Origin of the sequence: Pseudomonas sp. Kh14, assembly GCF_900291005.1 — a bacterium.
GTDB classification, from domain to species: Bacteria; Pseudomonadota; Gammaproteobacteria; order Pseudomonadales; family Pseudomonadaceae; genus Aquipseudomonas; species Aquipseudomonas alloputida.
On record NZ_OLKJ01000015.1, the window covers coordinates 175,756 to 193,494 of the forward strand.

Below are 17,739 nucleotides of genomic sequence, written 5' to 3' on the forward strand. Positions count from 1 at the left end.
GCTTATTCCTCGCGCAGGGTCTGGATCATGTAGTTGACGTCGACGTCGCTGTTGAGCTTGTAGTGCTTGGTCAGCGGGTTGTAGGTGAGGCCGATGATGTCCTTCACCTGCAGGCCTGCATCGCGGCTCCAGGCGCCCAGCTCGGACGGGCGGATGAATTTCTTGAAGTCATGGGTGCCGCGCGGCAGCATCTTCAGGATGTACTCGGCGCCGACGATGGCCAGCAGGTAGGCCTTGGGGTTGCGGTTGATGGTGGAGAAGAACACCTGGCCGCCCGGCTTGACCATGCGGTAGCAGGCGCGGATCACCGAAGACGGGTCGGGCACGTGCTCGAGCATTTCCAGGCAGGTAACCACGTCGAACTGTTCGGGCATTTCCTCGGCCAGGGCTTCGGCGGTGATCTGCCGGTATTCCACCTGCACGCCGGACTCCAGTTGGTGCAACTGAGCCACCGCCAGTGGCGCCTCGCCCATGTCGATACCGGTGACCGTGGCGCCGCGCAGGGCCATGGCTTCGCTGAGGATGCCGCCACCGCAACCCACGTCCAGCACTTTCTTGCCGGCCAGGCTGACGCGCTCGTCGATCCAGTTGACGCGCAGCGGGTTGATTTCGTGCAGCGGCTTGAACTCGCTTTCGCGGTCCCACCAGCGGTGGGCCAGCGCTTCGAACTTGGCGATTTCGGCGCGGTCGACGTTGCTCATTGAACAGTCCTCTGAAACTTCGCAAAATTGCGCCGGAGTATACCCGAGCGCTTGGCCGCGAGGGTCGCTATAATCGCCCGTTTTTGATATCCGAATGACGGGGAGAGGCGATGCGCGAGCGACTTTTGGCGGCGGAGAAGGTGACCGCGATCCGCTGGCAGGGCGGCGCCTTGCACCTGCTCGACCAGCGCTTGCTGCCGTCGGAGGAGCGTTGGCTGGCCTGCGACAATGTTGCGCAGGTGGCCGCAGCCATCCGTGACATGGCAGTGCGCGGCGCCTCGGCGATCGGTATTGCCGCAGCTTACGGCCTGGTACTGGCCCTTGAAGAGCGGCTGGCCGAAGGTGGCGATTGGGAAATGGACCTGGAAGACGACTTTCTCACCCTCGCCGAAGCGCGTCCTACCGCCGCCAACTTGTTCTGGGCGCTGAACCGCATGCGCGAGCGTCTGCTGCGCCTGCGTCCGGAAGAAGACGTTCTGGCGGCGCTGGAGGCCGAAGCGGTGGCCATTCACGAAAGCGACCGTGAGGCCAACCTGACCATGGCCCAGCAGGGTATCGAACTGATCCGTCGTCATCAGGGCAATGCCCAGGCCCTGCTCACCTTCGGCAACGCCGGCGCCCTTGCCAGTGGTGGCTTTGGCACCGCACTGGGGGTGATCCGTGCCGGCTACCTGGAAGGCATGGTCGAGCAGGTTTATGCCGGTGAGACTCGCCCTTGGCTGCAGGGCTCGCGCCTGACGGCCTGGGAGCTGGCCAACGAGGGAATTCCGGTGACCCTTTGTGCCGACTCCGCGCTGGCCCACCTCATGAAGACCAAGGGCATCACCTGGGTGGTGGTGGGGGCGGACTGCATCGCTGCCAATGGTGACATGGCCGGCAAGATCGGCACCTATCAGCTGGCCGTCAGTGCCATGCACCATGGGGTGCGCTTCATGGTGGTGGCGCCGAGCACCAGCATCGACCTGAACCTGGCAACCGGCGAGGATATTCCCCTGGAAGAGCGTGACGCCGACGAGTGGCTGGACTTTGGCGGTGCCCCGGCGGTACGGGATGTGCAGGTATTCAACCCGGTGTTCGACGTGACCCCGGCCGACCTGATTGACGTTATCGTGACCGAACGGGGTGTTGTAGAGCGTCCGGATACTGCCAAACTGGCCCAGTTGATTTGCCGCAAGCGCCTGCACTGACTTTGTATCGTCTCACCGGCCTCTTCGCGGGCTTGCCCGCTCCCACAGGGATATCGCATGGCCTTAGGGCTGTGGTGAACCTGTGGGAGCGGGCGAGCCCGCGAAGAGGCCGGTGCAGGCAATACAAAAATCAGGTTTCAAACGCGGCTGAGACCAACTGCCACCTCTCCCCACCGCCCCTGCGTTTGTGATAACATCCGGCAGTTTCCAAGACCGCCCATCACGGCGGCCTTCATTGCGCAGATCCATGGCACAACTCATTGATTTGTCGTAAGTCGTCGCACCCTTATGCGCTGCGGCGGCGAGCTTCGTTCGGCCCTTGATGGAGCTGCGAAGTTTCACCAGAAAAAGGAATCAGGCTTCTCATGGGCGAACTGGCCAAAGAAATCCTCCCGGTCAATATCGAAGACGAACTGAGACAGTCTTACCTCGACTACGCGATGAGCGTGATTGTCGGGCGAGCGCTGCCCGATGCGCGTGACGGCTTGAAGCCCGTGCATCGCCGCGTTCTCTATGCGATGAGCGAACTGGGCAACGACTGGAACAAGCCGTACAAGAAATCCGCCCGTGTGGTCGGTGACGTGATCGGTAAGTACCACCCGCACGGCGACACTGCGGTCTACGACACCATCGTGCGTATGGCCCAGCCGTTCTCGTTGCGCTACCTGCTGGTCGACGGCCAGGGCAACTTCGGTTCGGTGGACGGCGACAACGCTGCTGCCATGCGATACACCGAAGTGCGCATGACCAAACTGGCCCACGAACTGCTGGCCGACCTGCACAAGGAAACCGTCGACTGGGTGCCCAACTACGACGGCACCGAGCAGATCCCGGCGGTCATGCCGACGCGTATTCCCAACCTGCTGGTCAACGGTTCCAGCGGTATTGCCGTGGGCATGGCGACCAATATCCCGCCGCACAACCTCGGCGAGGTCATCGATGGCTGCCTGGCGCTCATCGACAACCCGGAAGTCACCATCGATGAGCTGATGCAGTTCATCCCTGGCCCGGACTTCCCGACTGCCGGCATCATCAACGGTCGCCAGGGCATCATCGAGGCCTATCGCACCGGTCGTGGCCGCATCTACATGCGCGCCCGCTCCGAGATCGAAGACATCGACAAGGTTGGCGGTCGCCAGCAGATCGTGATCACCGAGCTGCCGTATCAGCTGAACAAGGCGCGCCTGATCGAAAAGATCGCCGAGCTGGTCAAAGAGAAGAAGATCGAAGGTATCACCGAGCTGCGCGACGAGTCCGACAAGGACGGCATGCGCATCGTCATCGAGCTGCGTCGCGGTGAAGTGCCGGAAGTGGTGCTCAACAACCTCTACCAGCAAACCCAGCTGCAGAGCGTATTCGGCATCAACGTGGTGGCCCTGGTTGACGGCCGTCCGCGCCTGCTCAACCTCAAGGACCTGCTCGAAGCGTTCGTCCGCCACCGCCGTGAAGTGGTGACCCGCCGTACCGTATTCGAGCTGCGCAAGGCCCGTGAACGCGGCCATATCCTGGAAGGCCAGGCGGTTGCGCTGTCCAACATCGACCCGGTCATTGCCCTGATCAAGGCCTCGCCGACGCCGTCCGAAGCCAAGGAAGCCCTGGTTTCCACGCCGTGGGAATCCAGTGCCGTGCAGGTCATGGTCGAGCGCGCCGGCGCCGACGCCTGCCGCCCTGAGGACCTGCCGGAGCAGTACGGCCTGCATGACGGCAAGTACTTCCTGTCGCCGGAACAGGCCCAGGCCATTCTCGACCTGCGCCTGCACCGCCTGACCGGCCTGGAGCACGAGAAGCTGCTGGCCGAGTACCAGGAAATCCTCGAGCAGATCGGCGAGTTGATCCGCATCCTCAGCAGCGCCGAGCGCCTGATGGAAGTGATTCGCGAGGAGCTGGAGGCCATCCGTGCCGAGTACGGCGATGTGCGCCGCACCGAAATCCTCAATGCCAGCCACGACCTCAACTACGGCGACATGATCCCGGAAGAAGAGCGCGTGGTCACCATCTCCCATGGTGGTTATGCCAAGACTCAGCCATTGTCCGCCTACCAGGCCCAGCGCCGCGGCGGCAAAGGCAAGTCCGCGACCGGCGTGAAGGACGAGGACTACATCGAGCACCTGCTGGTCGCCAACAGCCATGCCACCCTGTTGCTGTTCTCCAGCAAGGGCAAGGTGTACTGGAAGAAGACCTACGAAATCCCCGAAGCGTCCCGCGCTGCCCGCGGTCGACCGCTGGTCAACCTGCTGCCGCTGGAGGAGGGTGAACGCATCACCGCCATGCTGCAGATCGACCTCGAAGCGCTGCAGCAGAACGCCGACCTCGACGAATTGCTGGACGAGGCTGATGACACCGTGCTCGAGGGTGAGCTGGTTGAGGCCGAGGAAGTCGACGAAGAAGACGGCGACACCCCGGAGTGGGTTGCAGAGCCGACCGGCGCATACATCTTCATGGCGACCGCTTCCGGTACCGTCAAGAAGACCCCGCTGGTGCAGTTCGCCCGTCCGCGCTCCAACGGCCTGATCGCCCTGAAGCTGAAGGAAGGCGACACCCTGATTGCCGCGGCCATCACCGATGGCGCCAAGGAAGTCATGATGTTCTCCGACGCTGGCAAGGTCATCCGCTTTGCCGAGAGCGTCGTGCGTGAAATGGGCCGCAACGCCCGTGGTGTACGCGGCATGAAGCTGGGCAAAGGCCAGCGGATCATTTCGATGCTGATCCCGGAGTCCGGCTCGCAGATCCTTACCGCCTCCGAGCGTGGCTTTGGCAAGCGCACCCCGCTGTCCAAGTTCCCGCGTCGCGGCCGCGGTGGCCAGGGTGTGATCGCCATGGGTACCAAAGGGCGCAACGGCCTGCTGATCGGGGCTATCCAGGTGCAGGAAGGCGAGGAGATCATGCTGATTTCCGACCAGGGCACGCTGGTTCGCACCCGGGTTGGCGAGGTGTCCAGCCTCAGCCGCAACACCCAGGGCGTTACGCTGATCAAGCTGGCGGCCGATGAGACACTGGTGGGCCTGGAGCGTATTCAGGAGCCGTCCGAGGACGAACTCGATGAAGTGATCGAGGCGGACGAGGAGGGTGTCGAAGCCGAAGCGCCAGACGAAGCTGCAGGCGCCGAAGAGGCCCCGCAAGAGTAATCAAGCGTGAAACCCGAACGGGGCGACCAAGGTCGCCCCGTTTGACTGATAACAGCTGGCAAAGCCCGGCCTTGTGGGAGCGGGCATGCCCGCGAAGCAGACACTGCGGTAGATGGCACCGGCTTTGCCGGTGTTCGCGGGCTCGCCCGCTCCCACAGGGTCGCTGCGAACCCATGTGATAGTTTTTGTTCTATTTGGCAGAGCGAGAGTGGATGTGAGCAAACGAGCCTTTAACTTCTGCGCAGGCCCTGCCGCGCTTCCTGACGCTGTCCTGCAGCGCGCACAGGCCGAGATGCTGGACTGGCGTGGCAAGGGCTTGTCGGTGATGGAAATGAGCCATCGCAGCGACGATTACGTGGCCATCGCCGAAAAGGCCGAGCAGGACCTGCGTGACCTGCTGTCCGTCCCCTCCAACTACAAGGTGCTGTTCCTGCAAGGGGGCGCCAGCCAGCAGTTCGCTGAAATCCCGCTGAACCTGCTGCCGGAAAACGGCACAGCCGACTACATCGAAACCGGCATCTGGTCGAAAAAGGCCATCGAGGAAGCGCGCCGTTTCGGCAACGTCAACGTCGCCGCCACTGCCAAGCCTTACGACTACCTGGCCATCCCTGGCCAGAACGAGTGGAATCTGACCAAAAACGCAGCCTACGTGCACTATGCGTCCAACGAGACCATCGGTGGCCTGCAGTTTGACTGGGTGCCGCAGACCGGTGACGTACCGCTGGTGGTCGATATGTCGTCCGACATCCTCTCGCGCCCGATCGATGTGTCGCAGTTCGGCCTGATCTACGCCGGCGCGCAGAAGAATATCGGCCCAAGCGGTCTGGTGGTGGTGATCGTGCGCGAAGACCTGTTGGGCCATGCCCGCAGCAGCTGCCCGACCATGCTTGACTACAAGGTTTCGGCTGACAACGGGTCGATGTACAACACCCCGGCTACCTACTCCTGGTACCTCTCGGGCCTGGTCTTCGAGTGGCTGAAAGAGCAGGGCGGTGTCGAGGCCATGGAGCAGCGCAACCGTGCCAAGAAAGACTGCCTTTACGGGTTCATCGATCGCAGCGAGTTCTACACCAACCCGATCAGCGTCAACGCCCGTTCGTGGATGAACGTGCCGTTCCGCCTGGCTGACGAGCGCCTGGACAAGGCCTTCCTCGCTGGCGCCGACGCGCGTGGCCTGCTCAACCTCAAGGGCCACCGTTCGGTTGGCGGCATGCGCGCCTCCATCTACAACGCCCTGGGCCTGGAAGCGGTAGAAGCGCTGGTAGGCTACATGGCTGAATTCGAGAAGGAGCATGGCTGACATGTCCGAACAGGAGCTCAAGGCGCTGCGCGTACGCATCGACAGCCTCGACGAGAAAATCCTCGAGCTGATCAGCGACCGCGCCCGCTGCGCCGAAGAAGTGGCCCGGGTCAAGACTGCCTCGCTCAAAGAAGGCGAGAAGCCGGTGTTCTACCGTCCCGAGCGTGAAGCTGCGGTGCTCAAGCGCGTGATGGAGCGCAACAAGGGCCCGCTGGGCAATGAAGAGATGGCGCGGCTGTTCCGCGAAATCATGTCGTCGTGCCTGGCCCTGGAAGAGCCGCTGAAAATCGCCTACCTCGGCCCTGAAGGCACCTTCACCCAGGCGGCGGCCATGAAGCACTTCGGCCACGCGGTGATCAGTCGGCCGATGGCGGCCATCGACGAAGTGTTCCGTGAAGTGGCGGCCGGTGCCGTCAACTTCGGTGTGGTGCCGGTGGAAAACTCCACTGAAGGTGCGGTCAGCCACACCCTGGACAGCTTCCTCGAGCATGACATGGTGATTTGTGGTGAGGTCGAGCTGCGTATCCACCACCACCTGCTGGTGGGCGAGAACACCAAGACCGACAGCATCACCCGCATCTACTCCCACGCCCAGTCGCTGGCCCAGTGCCGAAAGTGGCTGGATGCGCACTACCCGAACGTGGAGCGCGTGGCCGTATCGAGCAATGCCGAAGCGGCCAAGCGAGTCAAGGGCGAGTGGAACTCGGCGGCGATCGCCGGCGATATGGCGGCCAACCTGTACGGCCTGACCCGCCTGGCCGAGAAGATCGAAGATCGCCCGGACAACTCCACGCGCTTCCTGATGATCGGTAACCAGGAAGTACCGCCGACCGGCGACGACAAGACCTCGATCATCGTTTCGATGAGCAACAAGCCAGGTGCGTTGCATGAGTTGCTGGTGCCGTTCTATCAGAACGGCATCGACCTGACCCGCATCGAGACCCGCCCGTCGCGCAGCGGCAAGTGGACCTACGTGTTCTTCATCGACTTCGTCGGCCACCACCGCGACCCGCTGATCAAGGCGGTGCTCGAGCAGATCAGCCAGGAGGCTGTGGCGCTGAAGGTGCTGGGCTCTTATCCGAAGGCGGTGCTTTGATTCAGGGGCCTTGGGGCTGCCCTGCAGCCCTTCGCGGGCATGCCCGCTCCCACAGTGAGCATGTGATGCCGAGCTCTGTGGGAGCGGGCTAGCCCGCGAAGGGTCGCGCCGCGGCCCCAATGGCCCTCACAGGCTACCTAGATTTCTGAACAGGGTTCGCACCAGTGGTAAATGCAGCAAAAACCAAACCTGCGCCCATCATCGACCGCCTGGTCGTGGTCGGTCTCGGCCTGATCGGCGGCTCGTTCGCCAAGGGCCTGCGTGAAAGCGGCCTTTGCCGCGAAGTGGTCGGTGTCGACCTGGATGCCCCCTCGCGCAAGCAGGCCGTGGCCCTGGGCGTGGTCGACCGCTGCGAAGAAGACCTTGCCGCCGCTTGTGTGGGCGCCGATGTCATCCAGCTGGCCGTACCCATCCTGGCTATGGAAAAAGTCCTCGCGCGCCTGGCCCTGCTCGACCTGGGTGATGCAATCATCACCGACGTCGGCAGCGCCAAGGGCAACGTCGTGCGTGAGGCGCGTGCCGTCTTCGGTGCGCGCCTGCCGCGTTTCGTCCCGGGCCACCCCATCGCCGGTTCCGAGCAGAGCGGGGTAGAGGCGTCCAATGCCACCTTGTTCCGCCGGCACAAGGTGATCCTCACGCCGCTGGCCGAAACCGACCCCGCCGCGCTGGCCCTGGTTGACCGCCTTTGGCGTGCGCTGGATGCCGATGTGGAACACATGTCGGTCGAGCGCCATGATGAAGTACTGGCCGCCACCAGCCATCTGCCACACCTGCTGGCCTTTGGCCTGGTCGACTCACTGGCCAAACGCAATGAAAACCTCGAGATCTTCCGGTACGCTGCGGGTGGGTTCCGCGATTTCACAAGAATCGCCGGCAGCGATCCGACCATGTGGCATGACATTTTCCTCGCCAACCGCGACGCTGTCCTGCGCACGCTTGATACATTTCGCAGCGATCTCGACGCCCTGCGCGACGCGATCGCTGAAGGGGATGGGCACCAACTGCTGGGTGTATTCACCCGCGCACGGGTTGCCCGCGAGCATTTCAGTAAAATCCTGGCCCGCCGGGCCTATGTGGACGCTATGAACGCCAACGATCTGATTTTCCAGGCCCAACCGGGTGGCCGCCTGAACGGGCGGATCCGTGTACCGGGCGACAAGTCGATTTCCCATCGCTCGATCATGCTCGGCTCGCTGGCCGAAGGTACTACCGAGGTCGAAGGCTTCCTCGAAGGCGAAGATGCGCTGGCGACCCTGCAGGCATTCCGTGACATGGGTGTGGTCATCGAAGGCCCCAACCACGGTCGTGTAACCATTCACGGCGTGGGCCTGCATGGCCTGAAGCCGCCACCAGGGCCGCTGTACGTAGGTAACTCCGGTACTTCGATGCGCCTGCTGTCGGGCCTGTTGGCCGGTCAGCCGTTCGATGTCACCATGACCGGCGACGCCTCGCTGTCCAAGCGCCCGATGAACCGTGTGGCCAACCCGCTGCGCGAAATGGGTGCTGTGGTCGAGACCGGCCCGGACGGCCGTCCGCCGCTGACCATCCGCGGTGGCCACAAGCTCAAAGGGCTGACCTACACGCTGCCGATGGCCAGCGCCCAGGTCAAATCCTGCCTGCTGCTGGCCGGTCTGTACGCCGAAGGCAAGACCACTGTCACCGAGCCTGCGCCTACCCGTGACCACACCGAGCGCATGCTGCGCGGTTTTGGCTATTCGGTCGACAGCAATGGCCCAGTGGCCTCGCTGCAGTCCGGTGGCAAGCTGACCGCTACCCGGATCGAAGTGCCGGCTGACATTTCCTCGGCAGCGTTCTTCCTGGTCGCAGCCTCTATCGCTGAAGGCTCCGAGCTTGTGCTGGAGCATGTCGGCATCAACCCGACCCGTACTGGCGTGATCGACATCCTGCGCCTGATGGGCGGCGACATCACCCTGGAAAACCAGCGTGAAGTGGGCGGCGAGCCCGTGGCCGACCTGCGTGTGCGCGGTGCCAAACTTAAGGGTATCGACATTCCTGAAGCGTTGGTGCCGCTGGCCATCGACGAATTCCCGGTACTGTTCGTGGCCGCTGCCTGCGCTGAAGGGCGTACCGTGCTGCGTGGCGCCGAAGAGCTGCGGGTGAAGGAGTCCGATCGCATCCAGGTGATGGCCGATGGCCTCACCACCTTGGGCATCAAATGCGAGCCGACCCCGGACGGCATCATCATCGACGGCGGCCAGCTGGGCGGCGGCGAAGTGCATGGGCATGGTGACCACCGCATCGCCATGGCCTTCAGTGTGGCCTCGCTGCGCGCCAGTGCGCCGATCCGCATTCACGACTGCGCCAACGTCGCCACCTCGTTCCCCAACTTCCTGGCGCTGTGCGCCGAAGTGGGGATCCGCGTGGCAGAAGAGGGCAAGTCGTGAATTCAATGGCACCGGTTATCACCATCGACGGGCCAAGCGGCTCGGGCAAGGGCACGGTCGCCGGGCTGATTGCCCGCGAGTTGGGCTGGAAGCTGCTGGACTCTGGCGCGCTGTATCGCTTGCTGGCATTCAATGCCAGCAACCACGGCGTCGACCTGACCAACGAAGAGCTACTGACCAAGCTTGCCGCCCATCTGGATGTGCAGTTCATCGCTGCCGAGCCCGGTAAGCTGCAACAGATCATCCTTGAGGGTGAGGACGTCAGCAACGTCATCCGTACCGAAACCGTCGGTGCTGGTGCATCGATGGTGGCCTCGCTGCCGGCGGTGCGTGATGCGCTGCTGGTACGTCAGCGTGAGTTCCGCGAAGTGCCAGGGCTGATTGCTGACGGGCGCGACATGGGTACCGTGGTGTTCCCGGACGCGCCATTAAAGGTCTTCCTCACCGCCAGCGCGGAGGAGCGCGCACGTCGCCGCTACCTGCAGTTGAAGGGCAAGGGTGAAGATGTTAGTCTGTCGAGTCTGCTGGATGAGATTCGTGCGCGTGATGAACGTGACACCCAACGTGCAGTGGCCCCGCTGAAACCAGCGGCCGATGCCATTCAGTTGGACTCTACCGAGTTGTCCATCGAGCAGGTGTTGCAACGTATCAGAAGCGAGATCGCCCAGCGCGACCTTATCTGATAGCCAGGAAAGCAGGCAGGGGCACCAGTCAACGTCCTGCCGGCTTTCCTTTACTTAAAACGAACCCACATTGTCTGGAATGTGGTTATGGGCGTCTGTTTCGCCCGAATCTACAGGAATTAAAATGAGCGAAAGCTTTGCAGAACTCTTTGAAGAAAGCCTGAAAACCCTCAATCTTCAGCCGGGTGCGATCATCACCGGTATCGTTGTCGACATCGACGGCGACTGGGTTACCGTACACGCTGGCCTGAAGTCCGAGGGCGTCATCCCGCTCGAGCAGTTCTACAACGAAGCTGGCGAGCTGACCATCAAGGTCGGTGACGAAGTTCACGTTGCGCTGGACGCGGTCGAAGACGGCTTTGGCGAAACCAAGCTGTCCCGTGAAAAAGCCAAGCGCGCCGAGTGCTGGATTGTTCTGGAAGCAGCTTTCGCCGCCGAAGAAGTGGTCAAGGGCGTTATCAACGGTAAGGTTAAGGGCGGCTTCACTGTCGACGTTAACGGCATCCGTGCGTTCCTGCCGGGCTCCCTGGTTGATGTCCGCCCAGTGCGCGACACCACCCACCTGGAAGGCAAAGAGCTGGAATTCAAGGTCATCAAGCTGGACCAGAAGCGCAACAACGTTGTCGTTTCCCGTCGCAGCGTGCTGGAAGCCGAGAACAGCGCCGAGCGCGAAGCCCTGCTGGAAACCCTGCAGGAAGGCCAGCAAGTCAAAGGTATCGTCAAGAACCTCACCGACTACGGCGCATTCGTGGACCTGGGCGGTATCGACGGCCTGCTGCACATCACCGACATGGCCTGGAAGCGCATCAAGCACCCATCGGAAATCGTTAACGTTGGCGACGAAGTCGACGTACGCGTTCTGAAGTTCGACCGTGAGCGCAACCGCGTTTCGCTGGGTCTGAAGCAGATGGGCGAAGATCCGTGGGTAGCTATCACTGCCCGTTACCCAGAAGGTACTCGCGTACAGGCTCGCGTTACCAACCTGACCGACTACGGCTGCTTCGCTGAGCTGGAAGAAGGCGTTGAAGGTCTGGTACACGTTTCCGAAATGGACTGGACCAACAAGAACATCCACCCGTCGAAAGTCGTTCAGGTTGGCGACGAAGTGGAAGTCATGGTTCTGGACATCGACGAAGAGCGTCGTCGTATCTCCCTGGGCATCAAGCAGTGCAAGTCCAACCCATGGGAAGACTTCTCCGGCCAGTTCAACAAGGGTGACAAGATCACCGGTACCATCAAGTCGATCACCGACTTCGGTATCTTCATTGGTCTGGACGGCGGCATCGACGGTCTGGTTCACCTGTCCGACATCTCCTGGAACGAAACCGGCGAAGAAGCCGTACGTCGTTTCAAGAAGGGCGACGAGCTGGAAACTGTCATCCTGTCGGTTGACCCAGAGCGCGAGCGCATCTCCCTGGGCATCAAGCAGCTGGAAGATGATCCGTTCTCCAACTTCGTTGCTGTCAATGACAAGGGCGCTATCGTCAAGGGCATCGTGAAAGAAGTTGACGCCAAAGGCGCCATCGTCACCCTGGCCGACGACATCGAAGCCACTCTGAAAGCTTCCGAAATCAGCCGTGACCGCGTTGAAGACGCGCGTAACGTTCTGAAAGAAGGCGAAGAGATCGAAGCCAAGATCATCAGCGTTGACCGCAAGTCCCGCGTTATCAGCCTGTCGATCAAATCGAAAGACGACGCTGAAGAGCGCGAAGCTATCCAGAGCCTGAAAAACGCTCCGGAAGCTGCTGCCGACACCACCATGGCTGCGCTGCTGCGCGAAGCAATGGCCAAGCAGAACTGAGTTCTGTTTGATCGGTAAAAAGGGCGACCCTCGGGTCGCCCTTTTTTTTGTGCTCCGCAACCAGGTGGCGCGGCGGATGGCACTGCTGGATCACGCCAGCTTCAGGCTGGCGAAGCCCGTTGTAGGAGCGGGTTCACCCGCGAATCAGGCAGCGCGGTGGATGGCACCGGCTTCGCCGGTGTTCGCGGCTAAACCCGCGCCTACGCCGATGGCGCTGGATCACACTCGCCTCAGGCTGACACGCCCCGTTGTAGGAGCGGGCTTGCCCGCGAATCAGGCGGCGCGGTGGATGGCACCGGCTTCGCCGGTGTTCGCGGGTAAACCCGCTCCTACGCCGATGGCACCGGACCACGCGAGCTTCAGGCTGGCACAACCCAGTGTAGGAGCGGGCTCACCCGCGAATCAGGCAGCGCGATGGATGGCACCGGCTTTGCCGGTGTTCGCGGGTAAACCCGCTCCTACGCCGATGGCGCCGGACCACGCGAACTTCAGGCTGGCATAACCCAGTGGAGGAGCGGGTTCACCCGCGAAGCAAGCGCCGCTGGCCTGCCTGAGTGGTAGACCATTCTTGAATTACTTCAATCTTGAATTTTTTTATTAAGTCAAGATCCGCCCTGTTCAAATCCTTCCCAGCGTGCTACAAACTGGTTAAGCAATGATCTAGCTGCTTGATAACGAAGGGAAAAATATGACGAAGTCGGAGCTGATCGAACGTATTGTCACCCATCAGGGGCTGCTCTCGTCCAAGGATGTGGAGCTGGCCATCAAGACCATGCTTGAGCAGATGTCGCAATGCCTGGCTACCGGCGATCGCATCGAGATCCGCGGTTTTGGCAGCTTCTCGCTGCACTATCGCGCCCCTCGCGTAGGCCGTAACCCGAAGACCGGCCAGTCGGTCAGCCTCGAAGGCAAGTTCGTGCCGCACTTCAAGCCCGGCAAAGAGTTGCGTGACCGGGTCAATGAAGACGAGCATGAAGAGGCCCACACCTGATTCCACAAGGAGCAATCTGATGCGTAACCTCAAGCGCGCCCTGGCGGCGGTGTTCGTGCTGCTATTGGCGGCTGTGGTGTTGTTCTTCGTGCTGGAGAACCAGCAAACCGTGTCACTGGTCCTGTTCGGTTGGGCTGCACCCGCCATGCCGGTTGCTGTCCTGGTGTTGGCTGCCTTGGTCATTGGCCTGGCAGTCGGGCCGTTGCTGGGGGCCTACGGCGTGCAGCGCAGCAAGCGCAAGATCAGGGCTTCTGCTCGTCAGGCGGCATTGAACGGCAACTAAGGAAATTTCCTACACCTACTAAAGAAAGGTTCGCCTATGCATGCGTCGGTCGTCATGGAGTAATAGTCCACTTCATTTTCGGTCCAGGCGAGTGTGCGCAGCATGGAATATCCCAGCCTTTCCCATCACGGTGGTACCCGGGGTGTCACCGGGTCCTGTCACCAGCTGCACCTCGGTCCATCCACCAGTTTGCTGGTCGACTGCGGGCTGGAACAGGGAAGTGATGCGCCGCCCGGTGCAGAATCCGCCCCTCTCGGTTTTGATATCCAGGGTATTCAGGCTCTGGTCATCACCCATGTCCATCTCGACCATGTTGGGCGCATCCCTGCGCTGCTGGCAGCGGGTTACCGTGGTCCTATCCTGTGCAGCGAGCCCTCGGCCCGGCTGCTGCCGCTGGTACTGGAAGACGCCTACAAGCTGAGCATCAGCAGCGAGCCTGCGCAGGTGGCGCGCTATCTCGAATTCATCCGTGACCTTATCGTGCCGCTGCCCTTCGAGCAGTGGCACACGGTGGTTGAGTGCCCTGGTCTTGCCTGTCGTATTCGCCTGCAGCGTGCAGGGCATCTGCTGGGTTCCGCTTATGTCGAGTGCGATATGCAGCATGAGCAAACCAACAGCCGGTATGTGTTTTCTGGCGATCTGGGCGCTTCTGGCAACCCGCTGCTGCGCCCGGTGCAGCCCCCGGAGCGTGCTGACGTGCTGGTGCTGGAAAGCACCTACGGCGACCGCCTGCACCCGCAGGCAGACGACCGCCGTCAGCGGCTGGAAGACGCCATCGACCGAGCCCTCGCCGACAAGGGCACCCTCTTGATTCCTGCATTCAGTCTTGGTCGTACGCAGGAGCTGTTGTACGAGCTGGAAGACATTCTGCACCGCAAAGCCCTGCTGAACACTACTGGTCCGGCTCCGGACGGTGAGTCAATCGACTGGTCACAGTTGCCCATCATCCTCGATTCGCCCTTGGCTCAGCGCATCACCAGCGTGTACCGGGAGCTGCACGAATACTGGAATGCAGAAGCCAGGGCGCGTGTTGCTGCAGGGCGCGATCCACTCGGCTTCAGCCAACTGATCAGTGTGGACACCCATGCCCGCCACCAGCAGGTGGTCAATTACCTCAAGAGCACCGGGCGACCGGCGATCGTGATTGCCGGCAATGGCATGTGTTCGGGTGGGCGCATTGTCAACTACCTCAAGGCCATGCTTGGGGATCCGCGGCATGAGGTGATGTTTGTGGGGTATCAGGCTAAGGGGACGCCGGGGGCGGTGATACAGGCGAGTGAGGGGGCGGAGGGTTTTGTGCAGATCGACCTGGATGGGCATATGTACGAGGTGCGGGCAAAGGTCATGACATTGTCGGGGTACTCGGGGCATGCGGACCAAAAAGGGTTAGTGAGCTTCGCAACACGAGGCGCTAGCTTGGCAGTGAATATCCTCTTAGTGCACGGCGATCCTAATGCGAAAGCTGCGTTGAGCCAGGCCTTGATGACCGCAAGCTTAGCGTTCAAGCACAAGGTAGAGGTGAGCATTCCTCGATAACGACCTGACAATCTGAACAGGCCATGGTGGAACCAGGGCACTACTTTTATGGTCATTGCCTCTCAGGTCACATGGGGGGGCAGCATTTTTCCCAGCTTCCTTCGGTCAGCTCCAGGATCAAGCAGAGGCTAATTGCCGCTGCGCTCGATTTTAGTTACCGTAGGAGCGGCCGCTATAGAATTCAGCGCTGCTTGGTATACCAGTAGTCTGTTCAGCTTATCGGAATCAAGGAAAAATAAAAGAAATGCGCAATGACCTCGAGCGCTTCAAGCAAGAGCGTGAATTTGATATTTTCGATTTGACTGAAGGGGTATGGCGGCAGCGTTGGTTGGTGCTGGTGGTTACTGCAGTGGTGGTGGCGGTCTTCGCTATTTACGCGATTGCAGTGACGCCCGTTTATCAAGCCAAGCTGAATGTTCAGCCTCCGTTAGATAGCGATATCAATCAGCTGAATGTCGGGCGGTCGGATGGCAAAGGGCTCCTTGTGCCAATAACGGCAAAGTTTGTTAATGATGTATATTTGCGAAACTTGCAGTCCAATGTTTTGCGTCAAATGTTTTACAAGCGTGTCTATTTGACGAGTTTTGTTGAAAATGTTGAGGGTGAATCGCAAGCAGGGCTTTATGCAAAATTTAATTCTCAGTTTTTGGTTGGTATACATCAGTCAGAGCAATATGCAACAGTAACGGTGTTGGCAGAAGATCCTAAACAAGCTGCTGATTGGGCTGTGCGCTATGCGGAGATGGCGGGTGAGCAATCAAAAAAAGAGTTGATAGAAAGGGTGGTGTCAGACTTTAAAGTTGAAGCTGATAATCTTCAGCAGTCTATAGATTCTGCGCGGGCGAAAGCCAGGCTTGAGCGGGATGACCGCATTGCCCAATTGACAGAAGCCTTGAAAATATCAAAGTCGATTGGTTTGGAAAAACCGCCGATTATTGAAAATAATCTTTCGTCTGAAGTTTCTGCAGGTATGAATGGGTCGTTAATGTACATGCGGGGGAGCAAGGCTCTGGAGTCGGAAATTCAGAATCTCCAGACACGCTCGTCTGATGATCCATTCGTCAATAACCTCCGCGAGCGTGAAGAGCAGGCGGCCGTTTATCGATCTTTGAAGGTTAGTCCTGATCAATTTTCGGTGTATCGTCAGGATGGTGTGGTCGAGATACCAGAGACGCCGATTAAACCAAGGAAGGCATTGCTGGTGGCTGTCGGAATGTTTGCGGGCTTGTTTCTAGGGATTTTTATTGCTCTTGTTCGCGAGGCTTGGCGTTTCCGTCAGGCGCGTTTGCGCACGTAGTCAATAGCCGGTTGGCCGGTGCTGTGAGTTATCGTATTCCTTGAAGACAAGCGCCATGGAACGACTCACCAGGCTAAAGCAATGATCAAATTTTAAAGGGTTCGATTAAAAATGAATGAGCGATATCTAGTCTCAGTGGTAGTGCCAACCCATAATCGCTCAAAGTATGCGATCCCTTGCGTAAAAAGCCTGCTGGAAATTAAAAGCGAACGGCTGCAGGTTGTTGTGCATGACACCAGCAATGATGACTGTGCTCTCGCGGCGTGGGCGGCCGCCCAGACAGATTCGCGTTTGGTGTACGTACATTGGAAAAATCGTCTTTCCATGACCGAGAATCATGAGCGTGCGATTGAGCTGGCAGAAGGCGAATACGTATGCCTGATCGGTGACGACGACACAGTCTCCGCGAGAATCATCGAAGCAGCCGAGTTCGCAAAATCTGAGGCGATCGAAATGCTGACGCCACAGGTAAAAGCGTTTTACTACTGGCCTGACTTTCGGACCAGGTTCTATGGCGCCGCGCATGCCGGGCGCATTTACTTGGACGATTTTTCCGGTGGATGCATGCAGTATGACGTGAAAGCACGTTTGGATATTGCACTGCATGAAGCTTGTCAGGGTACTGATGCGTTACCCAAGCTTTATCACGGATTGGTCAAGCGCCGTCTTCTGGATGAGCTTCGGCAGCGTAGCGGCAAGATCTTCTATGGAACTAGCCCCGACATGTCAGCCTCCATCTCGCTATCTCTGATAGGTAAAACATACTCCCTCATAGACTTTCCCTTTACCATGCCAGGCGGTGGCGGAGGCAGCAATAGCGGGCGCAGTGCTATGGGGAAGCACAAGGGAGATCTTAAAAGCGATCCACACATGAAGCCGTTCACCGATCTGCGTTGGCCGCCTGAGTTGCCGATGTTTTTCAGTGTGGAGACTGTCTGGGCCCACGCTGCATGGGCCACCCTTGAGGGCTTAGGTGATAAAGCTCGTCAAGCCCAGTTTAATCTGGCTCGGCTTTATGCTTTATGTCTTTTCCATCATCGGGATTATGCAAAGGAGGTGCTCTCGGCGCGGCGTGCTGCTAAGCAAGGCGGATGCACCCAAGTCGGTACTGCCCGGATCGTTTCGGAGCTGTTCTCTGTCGTCTGCAAGTATGCGCTTGCGAGGTTTAAGCGCGTTTTGAAGCCCAAGGCTAGTAATGGTCGAGAAGTAGTAGCTGTGGTTGAAGACGTGTATCTCGCCCGGCAGGCCTTGGATCAGCGACTGCCTTTGAGCTTGTCAGGCTCTGCACAAAGCGAGTCATCGTCAGTAAACGCTCAAGGTAGTGAGTGATTGTG

General features: G+C 60.1%; 13 protein-coding genes. 12 read left to right on the forward strand and 1 reads right to left on the reverse strand.

What is annotated here, in order from left to right; translation table 11 throughout:
- Nucleotides 1–2: 2 nt before the first annotated feature.
- Nucleotides 3–701, reverse strand: coding sequence for a bifunctional 2-polyprenyl-6-hydroxyphenol methylase/3-demethylubiquinol 3-O-methyltransferase UbiG (gene ubiG / locus FQ668_RS08035; RefSeq protein WP_003252662.1), 699 nt, complete (start codon nucleotides 699–701; stop codon nucleotides 3–5).
- A 110-nt stretch (nucleotides 702–811) separates the two neighbouring features.
- On the opposite strand from ubiG, the gene mtnA reads away from it, so the two are divergent.
- The 12 genes from mtnA (at nucleotide 812) to FQ668_RS08115 (ending at nucleotide 17,734) form a co-directional block, all read left to right on the forward strand.
- Nucleotides 812–1,888 (forward strand): S-methyl-5-thioribose-1-phosphate isomerase, encoded by a 1,077-nt coding sequence (mtnA, locus tag FQ668_RS08040; RefSeq protein ID WP_019439148.1) that lies wholly within the window; start codon nucleotides 812–814, stop codon nucleotides 1,886–1,888.
- A 365-nt stretch (nucleotides 1,889–2,253) separates the two neighbouring features.
- Nucleotides 2,254–5,013: a DNA gyrase subunit A gene (gyrA, locus tag FQ668_RS08050; protein WP_014592026.1), complete on the forward strand. Its 2,760-nt coding sequence runs from the start codon at nucleotides 2,254–2,256 to the stop codon at nucleotides 5,011–5,013.
- Between the two features lie 214 nt (nucleotides 5,014–5,227).
- Entirely contained in the window at nucleotides 5,228–6,313 is a 1,086-nt protein-coding gene (serC, locus tag FQ668_RS08060; RefSeq protein ID WP_026031981.1) for a 3-phosphoserine/phosphohydroxythreonine transaminase, read from the forward strand.
- Nucleotides 6,306–7,409 (forward strand): prephenate dehydratase, encoded by a 1,104-nt coding sequence (gene pheA / locus FQ668_RS08065; protein WP_010952807.1) that lies wholly within the window; start codon nucleotides 6,306–6,308, stop codon nucleotides 7,407–7,409. The genes serC and pheA overlap by 8 nt, the downstream gene beginning before the upstream one ends.
- Before the next feature lie 197 nt (nucleotides 7,410–7,606).
- Nucleotides 7,607–9,814 (forward strand): bifunctional prephenate dehydrogenase/3-phosphoshikimate 1-carboxyvinyltransferase, encoded by a 2,208-nt coding sequence (locus FQ668_RS08070; RefSeq protein ID WP_033725117.1) that lies wholly within the window; start codon nucleotides 7,607–7,609, stop codon nucleotides 9,812–9,814.
- Entirely contained in the window at nucleotides 9,811–10,497 is a 687-nt protein-coding gene (cmk, locus tag FQ668_RS08075) for a (d)CMP kinase (RefSeq protein ID WP_010952809.1), read from the forward strand. The genes FQ668_RS08070 and cmk overlap by 4 nt, the downstream gene beginning before the upstream one ends.
- A 124-nt stretch (nucleotides 10,498–10,621) precedes the next feature.
- A complete protein-coding gene (gene rpsA, locus FQ668_RS08080) occupies nucleotides 10,622–12,298 on the forward strand; it encodes a 30S ribosomal protein S1 (RefSeq protein ID WP_003252673.1) in 1,677 nt (558 codons plus the stop codon).
- A 688-nt stretch (nucleotides 12,299–12,986) separates the two neighbouring features.
- Complete coding sequence (gene ihfB / locus FQ668_RS08095) at nucleotides 12,987–13,289, forward strand: integration host factor subunit beta (protein ID WP_010952810.1); 303 nt, start codon at nucleotides 12,987–12,989, stop codon at nucleotides 13,287–13,289.
- A gap of 19 nt (nucleotides 13,290–13,308) precedes the next feature.
- A complete protein-coding gene (locus tag FQ668_RS08100) occupies nucleotides 13,309–13,572 on the forward strand; it encodes a lipopolysaccharide assembly protein LapA domain-containing protein (protein ID WP_003260859.1) in 264 nt (87 codons plus the stop codon).
- 102 nt (nucleotides 13,573–13,674) lie between these two features.
- A complete protein-coding gene (locus FQ668_RS08105; protein ID WP_019439150.1) occupies nucleotides 13,675–15,108 on the forward strand; it encodes an MBL fold metallo-hydrolase RNA specificity domain-containing protein in 1,434 nt (477 codons plus the stop codon).
- 244 nt (nucleotides 15,109–15,352) lie between these two features.
- A complete protein-coding gene (locus FQ668_RS08110) occupies nucleotides 15,353–16,405 on the forward strand; it encodes a Wzz/FepE/Etk N-terminal domain-containing protein (RefSeq protein WP_019439151.1) in 1,053 nt (350 codons plus the stop codon).
- A gap of 111 nt (nucleotides 16,406–16,516) precedes the next feature.
- Nucleotides 16,517–17,734, forward strand: coding sequence for a glycosyltransferase (locus tag FQ668_RS08115; RefSeq protein WP_014592019.1), 1,218 nt, complete (start codon nucleotides 16,517–16,519; stop codon nucleotides 17,732–17,734).
- Nucleotides 17,735–17,739: the final 5 nt, after the last annotated feature.

What these genes read in the sequence shown, in the direction of transcription:
- FQ668_RS08100 (WP_003260859.1), top strand. Translation starts at nt 13,309, where the DNA reads ATGCGTAACCTCAAGCGCGCCCTGGCGGCGGTGTTCGTGCTGCTATTG.
- FQ668_RS08105 (WP_019439150.1), top strand. Translation starts at nt 13,675, where the DNA reads ATGGAATATCCCAGCCTTTCCCATCACGGTGGTACCCGGGGTGTCACC.
- mtnA (WP_019439148.1), top strand. Translation starts at nt 812, where the DNA reads ATGCGCGAGCGACTTTTGGCGGCGGAGAAGGTGACCGCGATCCGCTGG.
- ihfB (WP_010952810.1), top strand. Translation starts at nt 12,987, where the DNA reads ATGACGAAGTCGGAGCTGATCGAACGTATTGTCACCCATCAGGGGCTG.
- pheA (WP_010952807.1), top strand. Translation starts at nt 6,306, where the DNA reads ATGGCTGACATGTCCGAACAGGAGCTCAAGGCGCTGCGCGTACGCATC.
- ubiG (WP_003252662.1), bottom strand. Translation starts at nt 701, where the DNA reads ATGAGCAACGTCGACCGCGCCGAAATCGCCAAGTTCGAAGCGCTGGCC.
- FQ668_RS08110 (WP_019439151.1), top strand. Translation starts at nt 15,353, where the DNA reads ATGCGCAATGACCTCGAGCGCTTCAAGCAAGAGCGTGAATTTGATATT.
- rpsA (WP_003252673.1), top strand. Translation starts at nt 10,622, where the DNA reads ATGAGCGAAAGCTTTGCAGAACTCTTTGAAGAAAGCCTGAAAACCCTC.
- FQ668_RS08115 (WP_014592019.1), top strand. Translation starts at nt 16,517, where the DNA reads ATGAATGAGCGATATCTAGTCTCAGTGGTAGTGCCAACCCATAATCGC.
- gyrA (WP_014592026.1), top strand. Translation starts at nt 2,254, where the DNA reads ATGGGCGAACTGGCCAAAGAAATCCTCCCGGTCAATATCGAAGACGAA.